Annotated in this window: 24 protein-coding genes; 11 read left to right on the forward strand and 13 right to left on the reverse strand. The window is 56.7% G+C overall.

What is annotated here, in order from left to right:
- Window positions 1-148: 148 nt before the first annotated feature.
- The 5 genes from selB to PGR23_RS12585 form a co-directional block, all read right to left on the reverse strand.
- Window positions 149-2,005 carry a selenocysteine-specific translation elongation factor gene (gene selB / locus PGR23_RS12565; RefSeq protein ID WP_045390675.1) on the reverse strand — a complete coding sequence of 619 codons (1,857 nt, stop codon included), beginning with the start codon at window positions 2,003-2,005 and terminating at the stop codon, window positions 149-151.
- Window positions 2,002-3,390, reverse strand: a complete 1,389-nt coding sequence (gene selA / locus PGR23_RS12570; RefSeq protein WP_396279314.1) for an L-seryl-tRNA(Sec) selenium transferase — start codon at window positions 3,388-3,390, stop codon at window positions 2,002-2,004. The genes selB and selA overlap by 4 nt, the downstream gene beginning before the upstream one ends.
- Before the next feature lie 105 nt (window positions 3,391-3,495).
- Entirely contained in the window at window positions 3,496-4,104 is a 609-nt protein-coding gene (locus tag PGR23_RS12575; protein WP_047078823.1) for a glutathione S-transferase, read from the reverse strand.
- A gap of 91 nt (window positions 4,105-4,195) precedes the next feature.
- Window positions 4,196-5,332: an HlyD family secretion protein gene (locus tag PGR23_RS12580; protein WP_042893612.1), complete on the reverse strand. Its 1,137-nt coding sequence runs from the start codon at window positions 5,330-5,332 to the stop codon at window positions 4,196-4,198.
- A gap of 2 nt (window positions 5,333-5,334) precedes the next feature.
- Window positions 5,335-5,700, reverse strand: coding sequence for a DUF3302 domain-containing protein (locus tag PGR23_RS12585; protein ID WP_045390667.1), 366 nt, complete (start codon window positions 5,698-5,700; stop codon window positions 5,335-5,337).
- Between the two features lie 538 nt (window positions 5,701-6,238).
- Between PGR23_RS12585 and mtlA the strand changes: the two genes are divergently transcribed.
- The 3 genes from mtlA to mtlR all read left to right on the forward strand — a co-directional run bounded on the left by mtlA (window position 6,239) and on the right by mtlR (window position 9,995).
- Window positions 6,239-8,149: a PTS mannitol transporter subunit IICBA gene (mtlA, locus tag PGR23_RS12590; RefSeq protein ID WP_047047680.1), complete on the forward strand. Its 1,911-nt coding sequence runs from the start codon at window positions 6,239-6,241 to the stop codon at window positions 8,147-8,149.
- 101 nt (window positions 8,150-8,250) lie between these two features.
- Window positions 8,251-9,399: a mannitol-1-phosphate 5-dehydrogenase gene (gene mtlD / locus PGR23_RS12595; protein ID WP_047047677.1), complete on the forward strand. Its 1,149-nt coding sequence runs from the start codon at window positions 8,251-8,253 to the stop codon at window positions 9,397-9,399.
- Window positions 9,399-9,995 carry a mannitol operon repressor MtlR gene (gene mtlR, locus PGR23_RS12600; RefSeq protein ID WP_045390658.1) on the forward strand — a complete coding sequence of 199 codons (597 nt, stop codon included), beginning with the start codon at window positions 9,399-9,401 and terminating at the stop codon, window positions 9,993-9,995. Before mtlD ends, mtlR begins: the two co-directional genes overlap by 1 nt.
- Here the strand turns inward: mtlR and PGR23_RS12605 are convergent.
- On the reverse strand, window positions 9,984-10,208 hold the full coding sequence (locus PGR23_RS12605) for a hypothetical protein (RefSeq protein WP_045390655.1): 225 nt from the start codon (window positions 10,206-10,208) through the stop codon (window positions 9,984-9,986). The two genes, mtlR and PGR23_RS12605, sit on opposite strands and share 12 nt — an antisense overlap.
- A 275-nt stretch (window positions 10,209-10,483) precedes the next feature.
- On the opposite strand from PGR23_RS12605, the gene PGR23_RS12610 reads away from it, so the two are divergent.
- The 5 genes from PGR23_RS12610 to trmL all read left to right on the forward strand — a co-directional run bounded on the left by PGR23_RS12610 (window position 10,484) and on the right by trmL (window position 15,369).
- The gene (locus tag PGR23_RS12610) at window positions 10,484-10,846 is read left to right on the forward strand and encodes a YibL family ribosome-associated protein (RefSeq protein WP_015369186.1); all 363 of its coding nucleotides are present in this window, start codon (window positions 10,484-10,486) and stop codon (window positions 10,844-10,846) included.
- 300 nt (window positions 10,847-11,146) lie between these two features.
- The gene (lldP, locus tag PGR23_RS12615; RefSeq protein WP_042893619.1) at window positions 11,147-12,802 is read left to right on the forward strand and encodes an L-lactate permease; all 1,656 of its coding nucleotides are present in this window, start codon (window positions 11,147-11,149) and stop codon (window positions 12,800-12,802) included.
- On the forward strand, window positions 12,799-13,572 hold the full coding sequence (gene lldR, locus PGR23_RS12620) for a transcriptional regulator LldR (RefSeq protein WP_015369184.1): 774 nt from the start codon (window positions 12,799-12,801) through the stop codon (window positions 13,570-13,572). Before lldP ends, lldR begins: the two co-directional genes overlap by 4 nt.
- Window positions 13,572-14,756, forward strand: coding sequence for an FMN-dependent L-lactate dehydrogenase LldD (gene lldD / locus PGR23_RS12625; RefSeq protein ID WP_015369183.1), 1,185 nt, complete (start codon window positions 13,572-13,574; stop codon window positions 14,754-14,756). The genes lldR and lldD overlap by 1 nt, the downstream gene beginning before the upstream one ends.
- A 139-nt stretch (window positions 14,757-14,895) precedes the next feature.
- Window positions 14,896-15,369 carry a tRNA (uridine(34)/cytosine(34)/5-carboxymethylaminomethyluridine(34)-2'-O)-methyltransferase TrmL gene (gene trmL / locus PGR23_RS12630; RefSeq protein ID WP_045359275.1) on the forward strand — a complete coding sequence of 158 codons (474 nt, stop codon included), beginning with the start codon at window positions 14,896-14,898 and terminating at the stop codon, window positions 15,367-15,369.
- A gap of 81 nt (window positions 15,370-15,450) precedes the next feature.
- Here trmL and cysE read toward each other — a convergent pair whose 3' ends face one another.
- From cysE to PGR23_RS12655, 5 genes are all read right to left on the reverse strand, one after another.
- Entirely contained in the window at window positions 15,451-16,272 is an 822-nt protein-coding gene (cysE, locus tag PGR23_RS12635) for a serine O-acetyltransferase (RefSeq protein ID WP_004106845.1), read from the reverse strand.
- A gap of 80 nt (window positions 16,273-16,352) precedes the next feature.
- The gene (gene gpsA / locus PGR23_RS12640) at window positions 16,353-17,372 is read right to left on the reverse strand and encodes an NAD(P)H-dependent glycerol-3-phosphate dehydrogenase (RefSeq protein WP_015369181.1); all 1,020 of its coding nucleotides are present in this window, start codon (window positions 17,370-17,372) and stop codon (window positions 16,353-16,355) included.
- Window positions 17,372-17,839 carry a protein-export chaperone SecB gene (gene secB / locus PGR23_RS12645; RefSeq protein ID WP_015369180.1) on the reverse strand — a complete coding sequence of 156 codons (468 nt, stop codon included), beginning with the start codon at window positions 17,837-17,839 and terminating at the stop codon, window positions 17,372-17,374. The genes gpsA and secB overlap by 1 nt, the downstream gene beginning before the upstream one ends.
- A gap of 60 nt (window positions 17,840-17,899) precedes the next feature.
- The gene (gene grxC / locus PGR23_RS12650) at window positions 17,900-18,151 is read right to left on the reverse strand and encodes a glutaredoxin 3 (RefSeq protein WP_015369179.1); all 252 of its coding nucleotides are present in this window, start codon (window positions 18,149-18,151) and stop codon (window positions 17,900-17,902) included.
- A gap of 104 nt (window positions 18,152-18,255) precedes the next feature.
- Window positions 18,256-18,687: a rhodanese-like domain-containing protein gene (locus PGR23_RS12655; RefSeq protein ID WP_015369178.1), complete on the reverse strand. Its 432-nt coding sequence runs from the start codon at window positions 18,685-18,687 to the stop codon at window positions 18,256-18,258.
- Between the two features lie 246 nt (window positions 18,688-18,933).
- On the opposite strand from PGR23_RS12655, the gene gpmM reads away from it, so the two are divergent.
- From gpmM to PGR23_RS12670, 3 genes are read left to right on the forward strand one after another with little or no spacing between them, the layout of a single operon-like run.
- Window positions 18,934-20,478, forward strand: a complete 1,545-nt coding sequence (gpmM, locus tag PGR23_RS12660; protein ID WP_396279313.1) for a 2,3-bisphosphoglycerate-independent phosphoglycerate mutase — start codon at window positions 18,934-18,936, stop codon at window positions 20,476-20,478.
- A gap of 9 nt (window positions 20,479-20,487) precedes the next feature.
- Window positions 20,488-21,759 (forward strand): murein hydrolase activator EnvC, encoded by a 1,272-nt coding sequence (gene envC / locus PGR23_RS12665; protein ID WP_045390637.1) that lies wholly within the window; start codon window positions 20,488-20,490, stop codon window positions 21,757-21,759.
- A gap of 3 nt (window positions 21,760-21,762) precedes the next feature.
- The gene (locus PGR23_RS12670) at window positions 21,763-22,710 is read left to right on the forward strand and encodes a divergent polysaccharide deacetylase family protein (protein WP_348876604.1); all 948 of its coding nucleotides are present in this window, start codon (window positions 21,763-21,765) and stop codon (window positions 22,708-22,710) included.
- Window positions 22,711-22,716: 6 nt separating this feature from the next.
- Here PGR23_RS12670 and PGR23_RS12675 read toward each other — a convergent pair whose 3' ends face one another.
- Both PGR23_RS12675 and PGR23_RS12680 read right to left on the reverse strand, forming a co-directional pair.
- The gene (locus tag PGR23_RS12675; protein ID WP_063447245.1) at window positions 22,717-23,508 is read right to left on the reverse strand and encodes a glycosyltransferase family 2 protein; all 792 of its coding nucleotides are present in this window, start codon (window positions 23,506-23,508) and stop codon (window positions 22,717-22,719) included.
- Between the two features lie 166 nt (window positions 23,509-23,674).
- Window positions 23,675-24,403 (reverse strand): hypothetical protein, encoded by a 729-nt coding sequence (locus PGR23_RS12680; protein WP_213797566.1) that lies wholly within the window; start codon window positions 24,401-24,403, stop codon window positions 23,675-23,677.
- Between the last annotated feature and the right edge of the window lie 84 nt (window positions 24,404-24,487).

Genomic DNA, 24,487 nt, shown 5'->3' on the forward strand with positions numbered 1-24,487 from the left:
AATATCATGGAAGGGTACGAGGATGTCGCAATAAAAAACATGACCTGAACGCCATTTTTGGCAAGAAATTGGATGAAAAACAGTACGTTAATATTTTCATTTTTAACGTACTGTTAAACATTACCGGCTTAATTTTTCATTTGCGTTATTATTCGCCGTTTTTATTTTCAGGGAATAACAGCGCGTCGCGGAGAAGATGATCGTTACCACGACGGCGGGTAAAGCCAATGCGGTCGAAATATTCAAGAATTTGAATCGCCAGTTTACGGCCAATATTTAGCGTATCGCGAAAATCCGCTGCGCAGGTGGAACCGCGCTGCAGATCCAGGCGGCGGATCAACTGCGCAAATTCAACGATGCGATCGTTGCGATAATAACGATCTTTTACGATCGCCGTAATCATCCCCTGCTGCGCCGCCTGCCGCAGCACCGCGCGCATCAACGACTCTTCGACGTTCAGATCGCGCGCCAGGTCGCGTACCCACCATGGCTCATCGGCGAAGAGCGGTTCCACGCGCTGCCAGATGGCCTGCTGCTCATCGGTAAATCCGGCTTTATGCTCCGGCAGGTGCAGCCAGCCGTGATGGCTTTGAATGACGCCGCTGCTGCGCATCTGTTCAATCAACAGCAGCACCAGCGCTTCATCTTCCATCGGCAGCGCAATTCGCCGCAGGCGTTCACGACCGGGCCCCGGCTCATCGCGATGCTGGTCGTGATAACGGGCCAGCGCGTCGAGCAGCTTTTTCTGCCAGCGGGCGGCCAGCGGCGCGCTAAGCAAACTGTTACCGGCCTGCAGATAATCCGGACGGTTAATTAATGCCGTCAGGCCGTCGGCGCTCAGCTGCCGCGCCCAGGCAAACTCGTCAAGACGCACCGCATCACGCTGCAGATGAATATCCAACGCCTGCGCGTCGTCTCGCGCGGCGGCGAGCAAAGAGAGCCACTGCAGATATTCCGGTTTGCGTTTACCGCGGCGCGGCGGATTCAGCGTCACCACCCGCGCGCCAGCCAGCGTCAAACGGGCGGAGATATCGCGCAACACCAGGCGATCGTTATCCGCCAGCCACAGCGGAGTATCCAGCACCAGCTCGGCCAAATTGCCTTCCAGTAGCGAAACGCGGCCGGTGATATGGCTGGCGGCATGGTGGATATGCAGCGACTGCCACTGGCTGAGGGGCGCGTGGCAGGTGAGCTCGACAATCGCCCGCTCGCAAGGTTCTGCAGGTTGCGCCGAGAGCAGCCAGTCGCCGCGGCTGAGATCCTCTTTTTGCGCGTCGCCGACGATGTTCAGCGCGATACGCTGCCCGGCCCGCGCCTGTTCAACCGGCTGATTCTGCGCATGCAGCCCGCGGACGCGCATGGGTTTATTGGCGCCGGTCAGCCAGAGGGTATCGCCGATTTTTACCTCGCCGGATAACGCCGTCCCGGTAACCACCAGCCCCGCGCCCTTGACGGTAAAGGCGCGATCCAGCGCCAGACGAAAACGCTGCTGTCGCGGATGCTCGCGCTCAGCCAGCTGAAGCAAATGGCTGCGCAGTTCGGCAATGCCGAGATTTTCCGTCGCCGCGGTGGCGAAAAAAGCAGCGGCATCGAACCCCAGCTCGCTCAGCGTGGATTCTACCTGCGCCCGAACTTCGGCAACGCGGGCCGCTTCCACGCGGTCCGTTTTGGTCAACGCGACGGTTAACGTCGGTTTTCCCGTTAACTGCAGAATCGCCAGATGCTCGCGGGTTTGCGCCATCACGCCGTCATCACAGGCCACCACCAACAGCGCGTGATCGATCCCGCCCACGCCGGCCAGCATGTTGGACAAAAACTTTTCATGCCCCGGAACATCGATAAAACCCAACACCCGGCCATCGGGCTGCGGCCAATAGGCGTAGCCGAGATCGATAGTCATCCCGCGTGATTTCTCTTCCGGCAGGCGATCGGCGTTGACGCCGGTAATCGCCTGCAGCAGCGTGGTTTTGCCGTGGTCCACATGACCGGCGGTGGCAATAATCATCTCAATAACATCTCCATAAACCGGGGTTCATCTTCAAGACAGCGCAGATCCAGCCACAGACGGCCATCATAGATTCTGCCGATCGTCGGTATCGGTAAGGCGCGCCAGCGGGCGGCCAGCGCTTCCAGCTGGCTGCCGCGACCATCGCGCGGCGTAAAGGTTAACGCGGCGCTGGGCAGTCGGTCGACCGGCAACGACCCGCTGCCAATCTGCGACAAACACGCTTCAACGCGCACCTCAAAATCGCTATAGTGCGCCGCCAGCCCAGGCTGTATGCGCTCGCCCTGCTGGCGAATATCCTCGGCGCGGCGAGTTAGCAAGCGTAGCGTCGGCAGCTCGTCGGCCAGCGCTTCCGGATGCAAATACAGGCGCAGAGTCGCCTCCAGCGCCGCCAGGGTCATTTTATCCGCCCGCAGCGCGCGCTTAAGCGGATGACTCTGTAACTTCGCGATCAGCGACCTGTCGCCGACGATAATCCCCGCCTGCGGCCCGCCGAGCAGCTTATCGCCGGAAAAGCTCACCAGGTTCACGCCCGCGGCAATCAATTCCTGCGGCATCGGCTCTTTCGGTAAACCGTACTGGCTCAAATCCACCAGCGAGCCGCTGCCGAGATCGGCCACCACCGGTACGCCATATTCGCGGCCAATTTCCGCCAGTTCCGCTTCATCAATCGCTTTGGTAAAACCTTCAATGCTGTAGTTGCTGGTATGCACTTTCATCAGCAGGGCGGTCTGCTCATTGATAGCCTGACGATAATCTTTGCCGTGGGTGCGGTTAGTGGTGCCCACTTCATGCAGCAGACAGCCGGCCTGGCGCATGACGTCGGGGATGCGAAATGCGCCGCCGATCTCGACCAGTTCGCCGCGCGAGACCACCACTTCTTTCCCGCTGGCCGTCGCCGCCAGCATCAGCAGCACCGCCGCCGCGTTGTTATTGACGATACAGGCATCTTCCGCGCCGGTAATGCGGCACAGCAGATCGGCCAATGCCCGGTCGCGATGACCGCGTCCGGCATCGTCGAGATCGTATTCCAGCGTGACCGGCGCGCGCATCGCCTGCGCTACCGCCTGTACCGCGGCTTCCGCCTGGATTGCGCGCCCCAGATTGGTGTGCAGCACGGTGCCCGTGAGGTTGAATACCGGACGCAGCGCGCTCTGCTGGTTAAGATTCAGCCGGCTGGCGGTCTCTTGCGGCCAGTCGTCGCACCACTCTGGCAATGCCTGCGCCTGGCGGATATGCTCCCGCGCCTCATCCAACATCTGGCGCAGCAGCGCCACGATTTGCGAATGGCCATGACGATCGAGCAGTAAAGCAAAAGCGGGATCGCGAAGTAAACGATCAATGGCCGGAAGCCGGGTATAAAGCGCGCGAGTATCGGTAGACATGAGTGAACCTGACGATAAGTTATTTTCCCCCCTCCCGACGGGAGAGGGAGTCAACAATGAGTGGCGATTGTAACGCCTGCGCGAGGAAACTGTTACCTGCCTGGGTCAACTCCCTGGCGGTTCGGTACGCGCAAAACTGGTGCGCTGAAATAAGGTCTCGACCAGTTTGACCAGTTTTGGCCGCGTCGCGCACCATCCGGGAGCCACGCGACGGAAATTCAGATAAGCAATGGCGCAGGCGGCAGTAATGGTCGCCAGATTCAGTTCACCATTACGCAAGGTACCGTCGGCGGCATACCCTTCCAACATATCAAGACCGCGGGCGATTTTTTCCCGCTGGCGGAGCAGCTCGGTTTCTGACTGCTGGGCCGCCGGACGCGCTTTTTCCCGCACCAGCGCGATCGCCGCCTCCATGATGCCGTCAGATAAGGCTTCCAGCTGGCGTATCTTCAGCGCCGCCAGAGGTTCCGCGGGCAGCATCGCCGGCGCGACGTTAAGCAGTTCCAGATATTGCGCAATAATGGGCGAATCAAACCAGCACGCGCCGTCATCGGTCAGCAGCGCCGGGACTTTACCCAGCGGGTTGTACTGCGCCACGCCGTTGACGTCGTTATAGGGGAGTTCGTTCACAAACTCGAAGGGAATCGCCTTTTCCAGCAAGATGACGGAAATTTTACGTACAAAAGGACTGGTATAGCTGCCGATAAGTTTCATTGCCTGCTCCTTTCGCCAACGAAAAGATCAGTATGGTTCAGGCGCAGGCAAATGGCAGGCGCGACGTTGTCTCAACCTGCCGCCGATCGCATTAATGATCGAGATAGAGGTAGTGCATCCAGCTGGTCATGCGCAGCAGCACTTTTCTCATCACCGACACGTGGGTGAAATGGTCGGAATAGACCGCTACCTGGGCGTAGATGCCGTCGGGCAGCGCATCGACTTGCGCATCGGGATCCAGTTCAATCGTCGCCAGCACGCCATCGGTACCCGGCGTGACGCTCAGCGACTGCAGCGATCCCTGCGCCTGATAAGTCCCCCCCGGCACCACCGGCAATACGTTTACCAGTTTACCGTGGAATACCTGCCCTGGCAGTGCGTTAAACACCGCTTCGGCATCATCGCCGGCTTCCAGCCTGAGCAACGAATTCTGGCGGAACTGGGCGACAATCAGCCGTTTTTGTTGCGGAATAAAGACCATCACCGGGCGCAGCGGCAGCGACGCGGCGTAGGTTCCCGGGCGAATCAGTACCTGGGTAATGTAGCCATCGCTCGGCGCCCGGACGGTGGTCTGATCGAGATTATATTTCGCTTCCGCCAACTGCGCGCGCAGGCTCACCACCTGCGACTGTTCACCATTCAGCGTGCTATCCAGTTGGCTCTGAATCTGCGCCTGCTCGGCGACGGAGGCTTTCACCAATGCATCCTGGGCAAGGTAGTTTTGCCGGGCATTATCGATATCGCTTTCCGAAAACGGGTTGACCCGCGCCTGGCTGCCTTTCAAATAGCGCTGATAATCTTTATACAGCCGGTCGCGCTCGGCGGAAACGCGCACGGTGTTCGCCTGCGCTTCCTGCAGTTGGGCTTTCAGGGTGTTGATACTGTGCAATGCGGTGACCAGATCGGCCTGCAGTCGGTCGACACGCGCCTGGTAGCGCGCCGGGTCGATAGTAAATAATACCTCGCCCTTTTTCACCCGCTGGTTGGCTTTATCGGTCACGCTGCTGACAATGCCGGTAACCTGCGGCGTAATAGGAATGGAAATAACCGCTTTCTGCGCCGTAAAAGTATAAGGGTGGTTATAGTTCATCAATAAAATAAGCGCGCTAACAATAAATACGCCGCCCAGGGCCGCGGTCGGGACCGTCCATTTATTTACCGGAATACGGAATATTTTAAATACCGACCACGCAATGGCCACGTACGTCAAAATGATCAACAGGTCCATGATTATTTCTCCGTCGAGGATGGCGGCGCTGTCGGCTGCAGATGCGCGATTTTATGTTCGAGTTCAGCGATACGCTGATTGAGCTGCGCCAGCTCGCTGTCGGCATCATCAGACCCTGCTTCATTCGGCTTATGCTGCATTCCCCAGCCGCGCTCCGGCTGATAGAGGGTGGCCCAGATCCATAAAAATGGCCATATTACGTGCAGCGTAAACAGGCTGACCCACCCCGCGACGTGAATTGCGTCAGAGTGCGGATGATTACGCTTCTTCGCAATCAGGTACGGAATATCGTGCAAAATAATAATCCCGTAAAAAATAACCAGAAAAACGAAGATCAGAACGCCCAGCGCAAAATAATTGAGAAACATAATTTCCTCGATTCACGCTAATAGATTATTGGAATTGTGAGCGACCGCGAAGCGGCGCCTGGCTGACAATTTGAGCATAATTCACCGTATTCATTTCCGCCATCAGCGGCAAAAAATGTTCTTCATGCAGGCGAGTTGCAAAGTTACATCGTTGGCCGTTGGGGAAGACAGAACCTGCCGCAGATCACACATGACGGAATTGAGCGCAAAATATTTTGTGACGCATATCACAAACAAATAACAAAACAGCAAAGTTATAATGTGACAAACATCACATAAATATGCGATTTATGGCCTCCCATTACGTGTTGTTGTTTTTTTACACATCATTTTTGTGATTACGATCACTACATATAAGTACCAGCCCCCTATATTCATGTGATGCACATCACATAAAAAGTCACTTGCTGGACAGCTTAACGATTCAGTGCCAGATTTCGCACTATCAATCAGGGTCCGGCTACCTCTGCCGCCACATTAACAACAAACCTCGGGCGTTCAGCCTGCGCGATAAGCAAAACAGAAGAAGGGGTGTTTTATGTCATCCGATATCAAGATCAAAGTGCAAAGCTTTGGTCGTTTCCTCAGCAATATGGTGATGCCGAATATCGGCGCGTTTATCGCGTGGGGGATTATCACCGCGTTATTTATTCCAACAGGGTGGTTGCCGAACGAGACGCTGGCGAAGCTGGTCGGCCCGATGATCACCTATCTGCTGCCGCTGCTGATCGGTTATACCGGCGGTAAGCTGGTGGGCGGCGAACGCGGCGGCGTCGTCGGCGCTATCACCACCATGGGCGTTATCGTCGGCGCGGATATGCCGATGTTCCTCGGTTCGATGATCGCCGGTCCGCTCGGCGGCTACTGCATCAAGAAATTTGACGCCTGGGTAGACGGTAAGATCAAATCCGGTTTCGAAATGCTGGTGAATAACTTCTCCGCCGGTATCATCGGGATGATCCTTGCCATTCTGGCGTTCCTCGGCATTGGCCCGGCGGTTGAAGTGCTGTCAAAACTGCTGGCGGCCGGCGTTAACTTCATGGTGGCGCACGACATGCTGCCGCTGGCGTCTATCTTTGTTGAACCGGCGAAAATCCTGTTCCTCAATAACGCGATTAACCACGGTATCTTCTCGCCGCTGGGTATTCAGCAGTCCCATGAGCTTGGCAAATCCATCTTCTTCCTGATTGAAGCTAACCCGGGTCCGGGGATGGGCGTCCTGCTGGCGTATATGTTCTTTGGCCGCGGCAGCGCGAAGCAGTCTGCGGGCGGTGCGGCAATCATTCACTTCCTGGGCGGTATTCACGAAATTTACTTCCCGTACGTGCTGATGAACCCGCGTCTGATTCTGGCCGTTATCCTCGGCGGTATGACCGGCGTCTTCACCCTGACTATCCTCAACGGCGGCCTGGTTTCTCCGGCTTCCCCAGGTTCCATTCTGGCGGTACTGGCGATGACGCCAAAAGGCGCCTACTTCGCTAACATCGCGGCCATTATTGCGGCGATGGCGGTCTCCTTTATTGTCTCTGCTATCCTGCTGAAAACCAGCAAAGTGAAAGAAGAAGACGATATCGAAGCCGCAACCCGTCGCATGCACGACATGAAAGCCGAGTCCAAAGGCGCGGCGACGCCGCTGGCCGCGGGCGACGTGGCTAACGACCTGAGCCACGTGCGTAAAATCATCGTTGCCTGCGACGCCGGTATGGGTTCCAGCGCCATGGGCGCCGGGGTACTGCGTAAGAAGGTGCAGGATGCCGGACTGAGCAACATTTCGGTCACCAACAGCGCGATTAACAATCTGCCGCCGGATGTCGATCTGGTGATCACCCACCGCGACCTGACCGAGCGCGCCATGCGCCAGGTACCGCAGGCGCAGCATATTTCGCTGACCAACTTCCTCGACAGCGGCCTGTACACCAGCCTGACCGAGCGTCTGGTTGCGGCGCAGCGCCACATCGACAACGAAGTAAAGGTCACCGATAGCCTGAAAGATAGCTTTGATAATGACGACAAAAACCTGTTCCAGCTGGGCGCGGATAACATCTTCCTGGGGCGTAAAGCGGCCACCAAAGAAGAGGCGATTCGCTTCGCCGGTGAACAACTGGTGAAAGGCGGATACGTTGAGCCGGAATACGTGCAGGCGATGCTTGACCGCGAGAAGCTGACCTCGACCTATCTTGGCGAATCCATCGCCGTACCGCACGGTACCATCGAAGCGAAAGACCGGGTGCTGAAAACCGGCGTCGTCTTCTGCCAGTATCCGGAAGGCGTGCGCTTCGGCGAAGAAGAAGATGAAGTCGCGCGTCTGGTCATCGGTATCGCCGCTCGCAACAACGAACACATTCACGTTATCACTAGCCTTACCAACGCGCTGGATGATGAAACCGTGATTGAGCGGCTGGCGAAAACCACCAGCGTCGAAGAAGTCCTGTCGTTGCTGAATAAATAACCACAACGCTCCACGCCCTCTCCCTTTGGGAGAGGGTTGGGGTGAGGGAAAAGCCTCACCCCAGCCCTCTCAGGTAAAAACATTAATTGAAGGTTAATACTATGAAAGCATTACATTTTGGCGCAGGTAATATCGGACGTGGCTTCATTGGCAAACTGCTGGCTGACGCCGGTATCACCCTCACGTTCGCCGATGTCAATCAGGTGGTCCTTGACGCCCTGAATGCCCGTCATAGCTATCAGGTTCACGTAGTGGGCGAAAACGAACAGGTTGACACCGTCTCCGGCGTGAATGCCGTCAGCAGCATTGGCGATGAAGTGGTGGATCTGATCGCCGATGTCGACCTGGTGACCACCGCCGTCGGTCCCGTCGTTCTGGAGCGTATCGCTCCGGCCATCGCCAAAGGCCTGTTGAAACGCAAAGCGCAGGGTATTGAACGCCCGCTGAATATCATCGCCTGCGAAAACATGGTACGCGGCACCACCCAGCTGAAAGGCCATGTGTTTAACGCGCTGGCGGAAGAAGATAAATCGTGGGTTGAAACGCATATCGGCTTCGTCGATTCCGCCGTAGACCGTATCGTGCCGCCGTCGGCTTCCGCCACCAACGATCCGCTGGAAGTCACCGTTGAAACCTTCAGCGAATGGATTGTGGATAAAACCCAGTTTAAGGGCGAGTTGCCGAACATCCCAGGAATGGAATTAACCGATAACCTGATGGCATTTGTCGAACGTAAGCTATTCACCTTAAACACCGGGCATGCTATAACCGCCTACCTCGGGAAACTGGCGGGCCATCAAACGATTCGCGACGCGATTCTTGATGAGAACATTCGCGCCGTCGTAAAAGGCGCAATGGAAGAGAGCGGCGCGGTGCTGATCAAACGCTACAGCTTTGATGCGCAGAAACACGCGGCTTATATCCAGAAGATCCTTGGTCGCTTTGAGAACCCGTATCTGAAAGATGATGTGGAGCGCGTCGGCCGCCAGCCGCTGCGTAAACTGAGCGCGGGCGATCGTTTGATCAAGCCGCTGCTTGGCACGCTGGAATACGGACTGCCGCACCGGAACCTGGTAAAAGGGATTGCCGCGGCGATGCATTTCCGCAGCGAAGACGATCCGCAGGCGCAGGAGCTGGCGGCGCTGATTAGCGAAAAAGGCCCACAGGCCGCGCTGGCGCAGATTTCCGGCCTGGATGCGGCAAGCGCGGTAGTGGCGGAAGCCGTTAACGACTACAACGCGGTAAAATGATGTACAACCTGGCGCGGCCGATGCCGCGCCCAATACCACTCCTGTCCGATATGCAGGCAATAATGGAAGAAACACAGGCATTTGAAAACCGCGTACTTGAGCGTTTAAATGCTGGTAAGACCGTAAGAAGTTTCCTGATAGCCGCCGTCGAACTCCTGACGGAGGCGGTCAATATTCTGGTACTTCAGGTATTCCGCAAAGACGATTACGCGGTGAAATACGCAGTGGAGCCATTGCTGGATGGCAGTGGGCCGCTGGGCGACCTTTCCGTACGCCTGAAGCTTATCTACGGCCTTGGGGTGATAAGCCGCGCCGAATACGAAGATGCCGAGCTATTGATGGCGCTGCGTGAAGAGCTCAATCATGACGGTAATGAGTACACTTTCACCGATGATGAAATTCTCGGGCCGTTAGGCGAACTGCACTGCGTCGCCGCGCTTCCGCCGACGCCGCTGTTTGATGAGAGCGATAGGGAACTGCTGGCAATGCAGAAACTGCGCTACCAGCAGATGGTACGTTCAACGATGGTGTTGTCTCTGACTGAGCTGATTTCTCGAATCAGCTTAAAAAAAGCCTTCCAGAAATCAACGCTCTGACTCCGTTTCTTGCTGGTCGCACGTCGGCCGGTACAGCTGCCGGTAATACTCCAGACGACTCAGGAATAGCTCCTTTTTATCCTCAGGAATATCGCGCGGTATCCGCTGTAAACGCGGGCATTTTTTCAGATATTCCATAAACGCCTGGCTCGAGGCCATGAAATCTACCGTTTTATCGATGATACGTGGTACGCCGTCGCCGATTTTCGCCATCACGCTCTCCTCTGTTCAGGGGGATCTTATTAAGGATTGGCGAAAAAAAGGGAGCAAGTTGAGGAAAACGTGCGGAATGGCCGTCAGGCTTCACAAAAATGACAAACAGCTTAATTAAAACGACAATATCATTATTTTTCAAATAATTATAATCTATCTGGTCTCATGCTTATGGCCGTATAGCCGCGAGTATTTCGATAAAAAACTATCAACAAAGGCCCGCCCGGCCCATACTATGTAACGTCGAAGCCCTTTTATTCACAGATAAAATTACCATGAAAGAAGTCGAAAAGAATGAAATCAAGCGTTTGAGCGACCGTCTCGACGCCATCCGCCACCAGCAGGCCGACCTGTCGCTGGTCGAAGCCGCCGATAAATACGCGGAGCTGGAAAAAGAAAAAGCGACCCTGGAAACGGAAATCGAACGTCTGCGTTCCGTCCAGTCGCAGAAGCTGAGCAAAGAAGCGCAGAAGCTGATGAGCATGCCGCACCGTCGCGCTATTACCAAGAAAGAGCAGGCCGATATGGGCAAGCTGAAGAAAAGCGTGCGCGGACTGGTTGTCGTCCACCCGATGACCGCGCTGGGCCGCGAAATGGGCCTCAAAGAGATGACCGGCTTCGCGAAGAGCGAGTTTTAATCTTTTGCCCGCTGTGAGTTCGTCGTCTATTACCCGGTAGCCCTACCGGGCCGTGAACTCACAGCCAATTTCTCCTTCCCCACCAAATTGGCCCAACCAATTATTTCTTAAACCGTCAATCGGTTCACATATCCATCACTTTGCATCACAAACGCGTTGCCACATCATAACATTTGGTTAACCATCAATTGTCGTTAACCCTACAATCGCAATTTGGCTGGGCCAATTTTACAAACAGTGTGATCGGCAATGGGCGCAGACCCAACCTGACGCACTGGATGTGGCCCGATGGAGACCTGCATGAACCTCTGGCAACAAAATTACGATCCGGCTGGTAATATCTGGCTATCGAGCCTTATCGCCTCACTGCCGATTCTGTTTTTCTTTTTCGCCCTGATTAAGCTCAAGCTTAAAGGCTATATCGCCGCCACCTGGACCGTAGCCATCGCGCTGCTTGTCGCCCTGCTGTTCTACAAAATGCCGGTCGATCGCGCCTTATCGTCGGTGGTATACGGCTTCTTCTACGGCCTGTGGCCTATCGCGTGGATTATTATCGCCGCGGTCTTCGTCTATAAAATCTCGGTGAAGACCGGGCAGTTCGACATTATCCGCTCGTCGATTCTTTCGATTACGCCGGATCAGCGCCTGCAGATGCTGATTGTCGGCTTCTCCTTTGGCGCCTTCCTCGAAGGGGCCGCTGGTTTCGGCGCGCCGGTGGCGATTACCGCCGCGCTGCTGGTCGGGCTCGGCTTCAATCCGCTGTACGCCGCCGGGCTGTGCCTGATTGTTAACACCGCGCCGGTGGCTTTCGGCGCCATGGGGATCCCGATTCTGGTCGCCGGCCAGGTCACCGGCATCGATAGCTTCGCCATCGGCCAGATGGTTGGCCGTCAGCTGCCGTTCCTGACCATTATCGTGCTGTTCTGGATCATGGCGATTATGGACGGCTGGCGCGGGGTGAAAGAGACGTGGCCGGCGGTGATGGTCGCGGGTGGTTCGTTCGCCATCGCGCAGTACCTCAGCTCCAACTTCCTCGGCCCGGAACTGCCGGACATCATCTCTTCGTTGGTGTCGCTGGTATGCCTGACGCTGTTCCTCAAACGCTGGCAGCCGGTACGTATCTTCCGCTTTGGCGATATGGGCGCCGCGCAGGTTGATCAAACCCTGGCGCGCACGCATTACACCGCCGGTCAGGTCATTCGCGCCTGGTCACCGTTCCTGTTCCTCACCGCTACCGTCACCCTGTGGAGCGTGCCGCCGTTTAAAGCGCTGTTTGCGCCGGGCGGGGCGATGTATGACTTCGTGGTTAATATTTCGGTACCGTTCCTCGACAAAATGGTCGCCCGTATGCCGCCGGTGGTGAGCGCCGCGACGCCATACGCCGCGGTGTATAAATTCGACTGGCTGTCGGCGACCGGCACCGCCATTCTGTTCGCCGCTATACTGTCTATCGTCTGGCTGCGTATGAAGCCGAAGGATGCGCTGACCACCTTCGCCGGGACGCTGAAAGAGCTGGCGCTGCCGATTTACTCCATCGGCATGGTGCTGGCGTTCGCCTTTATCTCGAACTACTCCGGGCTGTCATCGACGCTGGCGTTGGCGCTGGCGCATACCGGCCACGCGTTTACCTTCTTCTCGCCGTTCCTCGGCTGGCTGGGGGTTTTCCTGACCGGTTCGGATACCTCGTCTAACGCGCTATTCGCCGCGCTGCAGGCGACGGCAGCCCAGCAAATCGGCGTCTCCGATATTCTGCTGGTCGCCGCGAATACCACCGGTGGGGTGACGGGCAAGATGATTTCGCCACAGTCGATCGCCATTGCCTGCGCCGCGGTAGGCCTGGTGGGTAAAGAGTCGGACCTGTTCCGCTTTACCGTCAAGCACAGTCTGATATTCACCTGCATGGTGGGCCTGATTACCACGCTACAGGCGTATGTCTTAACCTGGATGATTCCGTGAAAGTGATGCCAAAACGCCTGGCTGACGACGTCGCAAATCGCGTCCGGGCGCTGATAGAAGAACAACAGCTGGAGGCGGGCATGCGTTTGCCCGCCGAGCGCCAGCTTGCCGTCCAGCTCGGTGTTTCACGCAATTCGCTGCGTGAAGCGCTGGCGATGCTGGTCAACGAAGGGGTGCTGCTTAGCCGTCGCGGCGGCGGCACCTTCGTGCGCTGGCAGCATGAGCCCTGGTCGGAGCAAAACATCGTCCAGCCGCTGAAAACGCTGCTCGCCGACGACCCCGACTACAGTTTTGATATTCTCGAAGCCCGCCACGCTATTGAAGCCAGCACCGCCTGGCATGCGGCGATGCGAGCCACCGACGCCGAAAAAGAAAAAATCCGCCTCTGTTTTGAAGCCACCCTCAGCGATGACCCGGATCTCGCCTCACAGGCGGATGTTCGCTTCCACCTGGCGATCGCTGAAGCCTCGCATAACGTGGTGCTGCTGCAAACCATGCGCGGTTTCTTCGAGCTTCTGCAATCCTCGGTGAAGCAGAGCCGCCAGCGCATGTATCTGGTGCCGCCGGTGTTCGCGCGTCTGACCGAACAACATCAGGCGGTGATGGAAGCGATCTTCGCCGGCGACGCGGAAGGCGCGCGCCAGGCGATGATGGCCCACCTCGGTTTTGTCCACGCCACCATTAAACGTTTTGATGAAGACCAGGCCCGCCAGGCGCGCATTACCCGCCTGCCCGGTGACCACAATGAAAATTCCAGGGAGAACTCGTGATGATTATTTCCGCCGCCAGCGACTATCGCGCCGCCGCACAGCGTATCCTGCCGCCGTTTCTGTTCCACTATATCGACGGCGGCGCCTACGCCGAACACACCCTGCGCCGTAACGTTGAAGACCTCTCCGACGTGGCGCTCCGCCAGCGCATTCTGCGCAATATGTCGGATTTGAGCCTGGAGACCACGTTATTCAACGAGAAGCTGGCAATGCCGACGGCGCTGGCGCCGGTCGGGCTATGTGGCATGTACGCGCGCCGCGGCGAAGTGCAGGCGGCGGGCGCGGCGGACGACAAAGGCATCCCGTTTACCCTCTCTACCGTTTCCGTTTGCCCGATTGAAGAGGTCGCCCCGACCATCAAACGCCCGATGTGGTTCCAGCTGTACGTCCTGCGCGATCGCGGATTTATGCGCAATGCGCTGGAGCGCGCTAAAGCCGCAGGCTGCTCCACGCTGGTCTTTACCGTGGATATGCCGACCCCCGGCGCACGCTATCGCGACGCCCATTCTGGCATGAGCGGCCCGAATGCCGCCATGCGCCGCTACTGGCAGGCCGTCACTCATCCACAGTGGGCATGGGACGTCGGCCTCAACGGACGCCCGCACGATCTGGGTAATATCTCCGCCTATCTCGGCAAACCGACCGGGCTTGAGGATTACATCGGCTGGCTGGCGAATAATTTCGATCCGTCAATTTCATGGAAAGACCTGGAGTGGATCCGCGATTTCTGGGACGGCCCGATGGTGATCAAAGGGATCCTCGACCCGGAGGACGCCCGCGACGCGGTGCGCTTCGGCGCTGACGGCATTGTCGTCTCCAACCACGGCGGCCGCCAGCTTGACGGCGTGCTCTCTTCCGCCCGCGCCCTGCCCGCCATTGCCGATGCGGTTAAAGGCGACATCACTATTCTCGCCGACAGCGGCATCCGCAACGGTCTCGACGTGGTGCGGATGATCGCCCTTGGCGCCGACAGCGTGCTGCTGGGCCGCGCGTATCTGTACGCGCTGGCGACCCACGGCAAGCAGGGGGTGGCGAATCTGCTCAATCTTATCGAGAAAGAGATGAAAGTGGCGATGACGCTGACCGGGGCGAAATCCATCAGTGAAATCAGCCGCGATTCGCTGGTGCAGAATGCCGAAGCGCTGCAGACCTTTGATGCGCTCAAGCAGGGCAACGCCGCGTAAGTCCCTCACTCTCCCCCTCTCCCAAAGGGAGAGTGGATCATCCGGCTGGCATCGGTTTCTCCCTCTCCCTCTGGGAGAGGGTCGGGGTGAGGGTTCGGCAAATATCTGCTATTCTGCCCCCCGCAATTAAGGGGGCAGTATGCTGAACATCGTGTTATTCGAACCAGAAATCCCGCCGAACACCGGCAATATCATCCGCCTGTGCGCCAACACCGGCTTCAATTTACATATCATTGAGCCAATGGGCTTTACCTGGGACGATAAACGCCTGAGACGCGCCGGGTTGGATTATCACGAGTTCACCGCCGTACAGCGCCACGCGGATTATGCGGCGTTTATCGCCAGCGCGAAGCCGCAGCGCCTGTTCGCCCTCACCACCAAAGGCACGCCCGCCCACAGCGCGGTAAGCTATCAGGATGGTGATTTCTTGATGTTTGGTCCGGAAACGCGCGGCCTGCCGGCCAGCATCCTCGATGCCCTACCGGCGGAGCAAAAAATCCGTATTCCGATGATGCCGGACAGCCGCAGCATGAACCTGTCAAACGCGGTGTCGGTGGTGGTGTATGAAGCCTGGCGCCAGTTGGGATACCCGGGCGCCGTGTTACGCAGCTAACCTGAGCGGTTCCCGGATTGCGGCGCTTTGCGCCTTATCCGGGCTACCTCTCTGAGCTTAACGGCGGCAAATGGCAATAAATCAAATCCCGTCGCCGTACTCGAAGGTATGGTGGATGCCATTAAAATGCTGATCCATATCCATCGCCGGTTTGTCGCTCTCCGGCTTACCGACGATGCGCGCCGGTACGCCTGCGGCGGTGGTATGCGGCGGCACAGGTTGCAGCACCACGGAACCGGCGCCAATCTTCGCCCCGCGCCCGACTTCGATATTGCCGAGGATCTTCGCCCCGGCGCCAATCATCACGCCTTCGCGAATTTTCGGGTGACGGTCGCCGCTGGTTTTGCCGGTACCGCCGAGGGTCACGGACTGCAGAATGGATACGTCGTCTTCAATCACCGCCGTTTCACCGACCACGATACCGGTGGCGTGGTCGAGCATGATCCCACGGCCAATCTTCGCCGCCGGATGGATATCGACCTGGAACGAGACGGAGACCTGGTTCTGCAGGAAAATAGCCAGCGCGCGGCGCCCCTGATTCCACAGCCAGTGGCCGATGCGGTAGGCCTGCAGCGCATGGAAGCCTTTCAGGTACAACAGCGGCGTTGAGTATTTATCGACCGCAGGGTCGCGGGTACGTACCGCCTGGATATCACAGGCGGCGGAAGCGATCATCTCAGGGTCAGCGGCATAAGCCTCTTCCACTACTTCGCGAATGGCGATAGCGGGCATAATCGGCGAGGCCAGCTTATTCGCCAGCATATAGCTCAGGGCGCTGCCCAGATTTTCGTGCTTGAGTAGCGTTGCGTGGTAAAAACTGGCGAGCATCGGCTCACAGTCGGCCAAAGCCCGGGCTTCGGCTTTAATATTGTTCCAGACGATATCCAGTTCTTCACACGGCATTGCATACTCCAGACGGTAAGAATTATGACCGGTCAGTTCTTCGCTGACCGGGTCATACAGGTAACAGACTTTCCCTGCGGCTAGTTGGCGCTGCGTTCGTCCTTGCGTGCGCGACCCAATAAGGTCAATGCTGCCTCGCGCGCAATTTTTCCGCAATACAATACCTGATAAATTTCCTCGGTTATTGGCATTTCGACGCCTAAACGCTGCGCCAGAACGCGAACCTCTTTGGTATTGCGATAGCCTTCAACCACCTGGCCAATCTTGTCCTGCGCGCTTTGCACGTCCATGCCCTGTCCGAGCATCATGCCAAAACGGCGGTTTCGCGATTGGTTATCGGTACAAGTCAGTACCAGGTCGCCCAACCCGGCCATGCCCATGAAGGTTTCCGGATCGGCGCCCAGCGCCGCCCCGAGACGGGACATTTCCACCAGACCACGGGTGATCAACGCCGTACGGGCATTCGCGCCAAAGCCGATACCGTCAGACATCCCGGCGCCGATGGCGATAACGTTTTTCACCGCGCCGCCCAGCTGCACGCCGATAAAGTCCGGGTTGATGTAGACGCGGAAGCTTTTACCGCAGTGCAGCAGGCGCTGAAGGTCTTCCGCAAACTGCGGATCCGTCGCCGCCAGAGAAATCGCCGTCGGCAGGCCGGCGGCCAGCTCTTTGGCGAAAGTCGGACCGGAGATGACCGCTAATGGGATGTCATCGCCCAGCGCTTCACGCGCCACGTCCTGCAGCAGACGGCCGGTTTCGGCCTCCAGGCCTTTCGTCGCCCACACCAGACGCGCATCTGAACGCATCAGCGGTTTAATCTGGCGCAAAACCTGACCGAAGACGTGGCTCGGCACCACCACGAGGATATCGCGGCTGGCGGCCAGCGCCGTCGCTAAATCGCTCTCAAGGCGCAGCGTGTCCGGGAAGGGCACATCGGGAAGGAACGCGGCGTTGCAGCGATCGTGTTGCAGCGTCGCGATATGTTTCGGGTCATGGCCCCAGAGGACAACCTCGTGGCCATTTCTTGCCAGGGTGATGGCAAGAGCGGTGCCGTAAGAGCCGGCACCGATCACAGTCATTGCAGCATTAAGCGCGTTCATCAGGCATCCTGATGTTGTTCAGCACCTTCGCCAGCCTGCTGTTGCAGATAGTTCATAAACAGCGCGTCAAAGTTCACCGGCGCAAGGTTGAGTTGCGGGAAGGTGCCGCGGGAAACCAGGCTGGTAACAGTCTCGCGAGCGTACGGGAACAGAATGTTCGGGCAGTACGCGCCGAGGCAGTGCGCCATCTGGTTGCCATCGATGCCGTCGATGGAGAAGATGCCGCCCTGCTGTACTTCGCACAGGAATGCGGTTTCTTCGCCCAGCGATGCCGTTACGGTGACACGCAGCACCACTTCATAAACGCCTTCAGCCAGCTGGCTGGAAGCGGTATCCAGATCAAGTTTAACTTCCGGCTGCCAATCTTTCTGGAAAACTTGCGGCGCATTTGGCGCTTCGAAGGAAACGTCTTTGGTGTAGATGCGCTGAATCTGGAAAGTCATTTCGGTGCTGTTTTGTTCTGACATAGTAAAACCCTTTCGTGTTGTCCTTAAATACGCGGCCCCTGAATGGGGAAAACGTAAAAATTAGCGCAAGAGGGGATCAAGTCCACCACGTGAATCAAGCGCATACAAGTCGTCACAGCCGCCAATGTGCTGCGCATCAATAAAAATCTGCGGAACCGTCGTCCGGCCGCTGCGCTGGATCATCTCTTCACGCTTTGCGGCATCGCCATCGATAGGCAGTTCGTTGAACGTCACGCCCTTGCTGTTCAGCAGCGCTTTGGCGCGGATGCAGAACGGGCAGGTCGCTTTGGTATAGATCTCAATATTGGCCATGACTCACTCCTGTTTTTACCCCGAGGGATTTTACGCCGCAGAGGCTCCCCGCCGCCTGAGAGGTTATCGGGGGAACCGCTGCGCCATAACGACGCGGGGGTAAATTATTTGCCGCGTACCAGCGGAAGGTTCTCGCCGCTCCAGCCTGCGATGCCTTCTTTCAGTACAAAGACTTTTTCGAATCCGGCTTTATTCAGCAGGCTGGCAGGTTCTTGCGCCTGCATGCCGGACCCATCCACAACAATAATGGGTTGTGCTTTGTGTTTTTCCAACTCGCCGACGTTATTTGCTTTGATATCGGCAGGCAGCAGGTTGATAGCGCCGGCGATATGGCCTTTACGGAAGTCGTCACGCTGACGCAGGTCGACAACAACGGCTTCTTCTTTGTTGATAAGACGCGTCGCTTCACCACGGGTGATGACTTTAACTTTCGACATCAAGCCCTTAAAGGTGGTGAACAGTACCGCACCCAGCAGCGCGATCCACGCGATGCTCAGGACCGGGTGACGGCCGATGAATTGCATAATTTCTTGCATGGGGGGTTACAACTCCCGACTAAGTGATAAAAAAACCAGGGAAGGAGTATACCTGTGCATTGCGGCAAATACAGCCAGTGAGCGCGATGTAATGTATTTTCTGCGGCCCGTCACGAAAAAAAAGCCGACTTCGCCATCGGCTCTGGCGTCGTCCCTTCCCTTTCTTTGATCTTTTACGGTGATTTGATCGATTCAGCTGTAGTAAAATTACGCAAATTTTCTGTCTTTGAGCATGAGGTTGTCGCAATGTCGGTTACTAAAAAACCTATGGTACTGGTGATTCTGGATGGCTACGGCTACCGTGAAGACCAGCAGGATAACGCCATTTATAGCGCGAAAACGCCGGTAATGGACGCACTGTGGGCAAAACGTCCGCACACCCTGATTGACGCATCCGGTCTGGAAGTCGGCCTGCCTGACCGCCAGATGGGTAACTCCGAAGTGGGTCACGTAAACCTCGGCGCGGGTCGTATCGTGTATCAGGATCTGACCCGTCTGGACGTTGAAATCAAAGAACGCATCTTCTTCGCCAATCCGGTGCTGACCGGCGCGGTCGACAAAGCCGTCGCCGCAGGTAAAGCGGTACATATCATGGGCCTGATGTCGCCTGGCGGCGTTCACAGCCACGAAGACCATATCATGGCGATGGTAGAACTGGCCGCCGAGCGCGGCGCAGAGAAAATCTATCTGCACGCTTTCCTCGATGGCCGCGACACGCCGCCGCGCAGCGCTGAAGCGACGCTGGCTAAATTCGAAGCTAAATTCACCGCGCTGGGCAAAGGCCGTATCGCCTCTATCATTGGCCGCTACTACGCCATGGACCGCGACAACCGCTGGGATCGCGTTGAACAAGCCTATGACCTGATGACGCTGGCCAAAGGCGAATTCCAGGCCGACACCGCCGTAGCGGGCCTGCAGGCAGCCTATGCCCGTGACGAAAACGACGAGTTCGTCAAAGCGACCGTTATCCGCGCCGCCGGCCAGGCCGATGCCGCGATGGAAGACGGCGACGCGCTGATCTTCATGAACTTCCGCGCTGACCGCGCGCGCGAAATCACCCGCGCCTTCGTTAACGCCGACTTCGACGGCTTCGCGCGTAAGAAAGTCGTTAACCTCGACTTCGTGATGCTGACCGAATACGCCGCCGACATCAAAGTCGCTTGCGCCTATCCACCAGCTTCACTGGTTAACACTTTCGGCGAGTGGATGGCGAAGCACGACAAAACCCAGCTGCGCATCTCCGAAACCGAGAAATATGCGCACGTGACCTTCTTCTTTAACGGCGGCGTAGAAGATCCGTTCAAAGGCGAAGACCGTATTCTGATTAACTCGCCGAAGGTCGCCACTTACGACCTGCAGCCGGAAATGAGTTCCGCCGAGCTGACCGAGAAACTGGTTGCGGCCATCAAAGGCGGCCAGTATGACACCATCATCTGTAACTACCCGAACGGCGATATGGTTGGCCATACCGGGGTGATGGAAGCGGCGGTAAAAGCGGTTGAAGCGCTGGATCACTGCATCGAACAAGTGGCTGCGGCCGTTGAATCCGTCGGCGGTCAGCTGCTGATCACCGCCGACCACGGCAACGCCGAGCAAATGCGCGATCCAGCGACCGGACAGGCGCACACCGCGCATACTAACCTGCCGGTTCCGCTGATCTACGTTGGCGACAAAACCGTGAAAGTGGCCGAAGGCGGCAAGCTTTCCGACATCGCGCCAACCATGCTGTCGCTAATGGGAATGGAAATCCCGCAAGAGATGACTGGCAAGCCGCTGTTCATCGTGGAATAATCCTTCCCCATGAGGGGAAAGGCGACTTATTCAAATACATGGATCGCAACGGCTGTTCGATCCGTTCTTTACGCCAGCGCGCTTAGCGCTGGCGTATTGCTGTGCGCCGCATCCGCTCACGCCGATGACCGCGACCAGCTGAAATCCATTCAGGCCGATATCGCCGCCAAACAGCGCGCGATTCAGCAACAGCAGCAGCAACGCTCCTCTCTGCTGGCCCAGCTAAAAGCGCAGGAAGAAGCGATCTCCGCCGCCGCGCGTAAGCTGCGTGAAACTCAGGATACCCTCAACCAGCTCAATAAGCAGATCGACGAGATGAACGCGTCTATCGCTAAGCTGGAGCGCCAGCGCGCCTCCCAGGAACGTAACCTCGCCGCGCAGCTTGATGCCGCCTTCCGCCAGGGGCCGCATACCGGCATGCAGATGATCCTCAGCGGTGAAGAGGGGCAGCGCAACCAGCGCCTGCAGGCCTATTTTGGTTACTTTAACCAGGCCCGTCAGGAGACTATCGCCCAGCTCAAGCAGACGCGCGAAGAAGTCGCGGTGCAGAAATCGATGCTGGAAGAAAAACAAAGCCAGCAGCAAACGCTGGTTTACGAGCAAAAAGCGCAGCAGGCCAAGCTTGAGCAGGCGCGCAACGAGCGTAAAAAGACGCTCTCCAGCCTCGAATCCTCCATTCAGAAAGGCCAACAGCAGCTCAGCGAACTGCGCGCTAACGAATCGCGCCTGCGCGGTCGCATCGCCCAGGCGGAAGCGGCAGCCAAAGCCCGCGCCGACCGCGAGGCTCGCGATGCCCAGGCGGTACGCGACCGTCAGCAGGAAGCCTCGCGCAAAGGCACCACCTATAAACCAACCGAAAGCGAACGTTCGCTGATGTCGCGAACCGGCGGCCTCGGCGCGCCGCGCGGGCAGGCCTTCTGGCCGGTTCGCGGAACAATTCTTCATCGTTATGGCGAACAGCTGCAAGGTGAACTACGTTGGAAAGGGATGGTTATCGCTGCGTCTGAAGGCACCGAAGTCAAAGCCATTGCCGATGGTCGGGTGATCCTCGCCGACTGGCTGCAGGGCTACGGGCTGGTGGTCGTCGTTGAACACGGCAAAGGCGACATGAGTCTTTACGGCTATAACCAAAGCGCGCTGGTCAGCGTCGGTACCCAGGTCCGCGCGGGCCAGGCTATCGCGCTGGTAGGCAGTAGCGGTGGTCAGGGTCGTCCGTCGCTCTATTTCGAAATTCGCCGCCAGGGTCAGGCGGTCAATCCACAGCCGTGGTTGGGAAGATAAGTTTTGCTCCAATTTCGCATGATTGCACTTGCTGTAGCCGGTTCACTGACTATAGCTGCGCCGGTTTTCGCCGGTAAACTCTCTATCGTTATCGATGATTTCGGCTATCGTCCACAGACGGAAAATAAGGTGCTGGCGCTGCCGCCCACCATCTCCGTTGCCGTGCTGCCGAACGCCCCCCACGCCCGGGAAATGGCCACTAAAGCGCATAATCTGGGCCACGAAGTGCTGATCCACCTGCCGATGGCGCCGCTCAGCAAGCAACCGCTGGAAAAAGACACCCTGCGCCCGGATATGAGCAGCGATGAGATCGAACGTATTATTCGTGAGGCTTACGGGAAAGTGCCTTACGCCGTCGGGCTGAACAACCACATGGGTAGCGCCATGACCTCTAACCTGTTCGGCATGCAGAAGGTGATGCAGGCGCTGGAACGCTACAATCTCTATTTTCTCGATAGCGTGACCATCGGCAACACCCAGGCCATGCGCGCCGCCCAGGGGACCGGCGTGAAGGTGATTAAACGCAAAGTGTTTCTCGACGATACCCAGAACGAGGCGGACATCCGCACCCAGTTCAACCGCGCCATCGCGCTGGCGCGGCGTAACGGTTCGGCGATCGCCATTGGTCACCCACACCCTTCAACGGTGCGGGTACTACAGCAAATGGTTTATAACCTGCCGCCAGATATCACGTTGGTGCGCCCGAGCAATCTGCTGAACGAACCGCAGGTCGATAACTCGACGCCGAACACGCCTGCGCAACCAAACGTGCCGCAGCAGCAGAAGCCGCGTAACCCGTTCCACGGCGTGAAATACTGCAAACCGAAGCGTCCGCTGGAGCCGGTGAACGCCAGCCGCTTCTTTAGCATTCTCAGCGAAAGCATCAGCCAGAGCGCGCTGGTCCAGTATTACCAGCTTAAATGGCAGGGCTGGGATAGCCCCACCAACTAATCTTCATCAGGGATCCGTGCGCTTCTCCGTCACGGTTCCCTGCCGCTTCCCGTCGTGAGCATACCAGGCTTTAAAATACTTCATGAAGCTGTACAAGGTGGCATACAGTCCGGTGACAGCCCCCACCTTACCGCTACGCCACGCGCCGCTGAACAGATACCACTTAAAAAACGCGCCGATGGCGCTGATAATCCCGCGACTGAGCGACGGCCTGACCTTTTGCGCCTTCACCAGCCGGGTGGTATAGCTGTTGAGCTTGTTAAACACCTCATGCAGTGAATAGAAGGTATCGTGGCGGACAAAGCCCGGTAGCCTGGTCGAGGTCAGATGGCCGACCACCTGATCGTCCACCGGCCGCTGGTTAAAGCTGGCACGCTGACGGTTAAACAGGCGTACCGGGTAATCCGGCGATGAGATGGGATAAATAGTCCGCACCTGCTCGCCAAGCACGAACCAGTAGCGCGGCAGACGCCACGCGCAGCTCGGATCCGGTTCCTCTCCCGCCTTAAGCGCCAGAATCGCCGCAACCACTTCTTCATCCAGAATTTCATCGCTATCCATACATAGCACCCAGTCATGGGTCGCCAGCGAGGTTGCATAGTTCATCTGCATGCCATGGGCGGCATAGGGGTGATGGTGAACCGTTATGCCAAACTGCTGACATATCTGCAGCGTTTCATCCGTACTGCCTGAATCAACGACAATAAACTCATCCGCCACCCGCAACAGCGGCGGCAAGACTTCCCGTAATAAGCGGGCCGAATTACAGGTAAGCAAGCATACTGAGAGCTTAAACATAGGGTTTATGCGATTAAACGAAGAGTAAACCAACTGTATAAACGAATAGGCAAAAGATCGATGCGGAAATAGTGCGGTAGATGCGTATTATTTTAGAAATGTTATCCAAATCTAAATAAATCTACCTTGAGATAAATTTCATCACCTTGCCCGATACCATCGGGTGTCAGTTATCGGGTTTGAGATGCCCTCTCCTTATGTACCCCCGTTTGTCACTCATACGGTCCGCTTTGCTATCATCGTAAAGAGCGGCATAGATCCAGTATTTGTTAATAGTGCGTATTTTAACCACCACGTCATCAGCCATAACGGAATATGTATTATTCGCATTATCATCTGGCCATTCTTTGAATGAAAGCTGATTCCATTCACGCTGTAAATGATATGTCGTTAACCAGGGATAGCGTCCGTCCCCGCCGCAAGAGACCTGAACATTCATGTCGTCTATATTAGGTAAGGATTTATTTTGCGTGGGAATAAACGAGAGTAATAAGGCGCTATAGTTCTCACTGTTGCATTCGGCATACTGCGCGACATTATTAACCAACAGACTGCCCGACTGGTTAACATGCCACTCGCGAAACCTGATAAAATTCTCCGGGATATCACTAAAGTTCTGCCTAATAAACAGCAACTGTTCTTTCAGCGTTCCCTTAACATATATATTGATGACTTTTTTAAATTTCCCCTGGTCATCCAGCCAATAATAGCGAAATCCGAGTGCCGGAACATTAATGGTAGCATTATCGCTCCATTGCGCCTTCCAGTAGGCTTGCAGCACGCCATGTTCAAGCCTTTGCTCAGCCAGAATGCTAAAACTCATTAAAAGCAGCAACGCCGGTAAGATGATATTCTTCAATTGCCAAACACGATTGATGAAAATAGGGTATGCCATATATATCATCCTTGTTATATGAAGATATGGCAGAATATAAATAAAACCGGAGCCAGTTCAATAGCGATCGTAGTAATAACAAAA

Origin of the sequence: Klebsiella sp. 141162 (assembly GCF_050600755.1) — a bacterium.
GTDB classification, from domain to species: Bacteria; Pseudomonadota; Gammaproteobacteria; order Enterobacterales; family Enterobacteriaceae; genus Klebsiella; species Klebsiella aerogenes.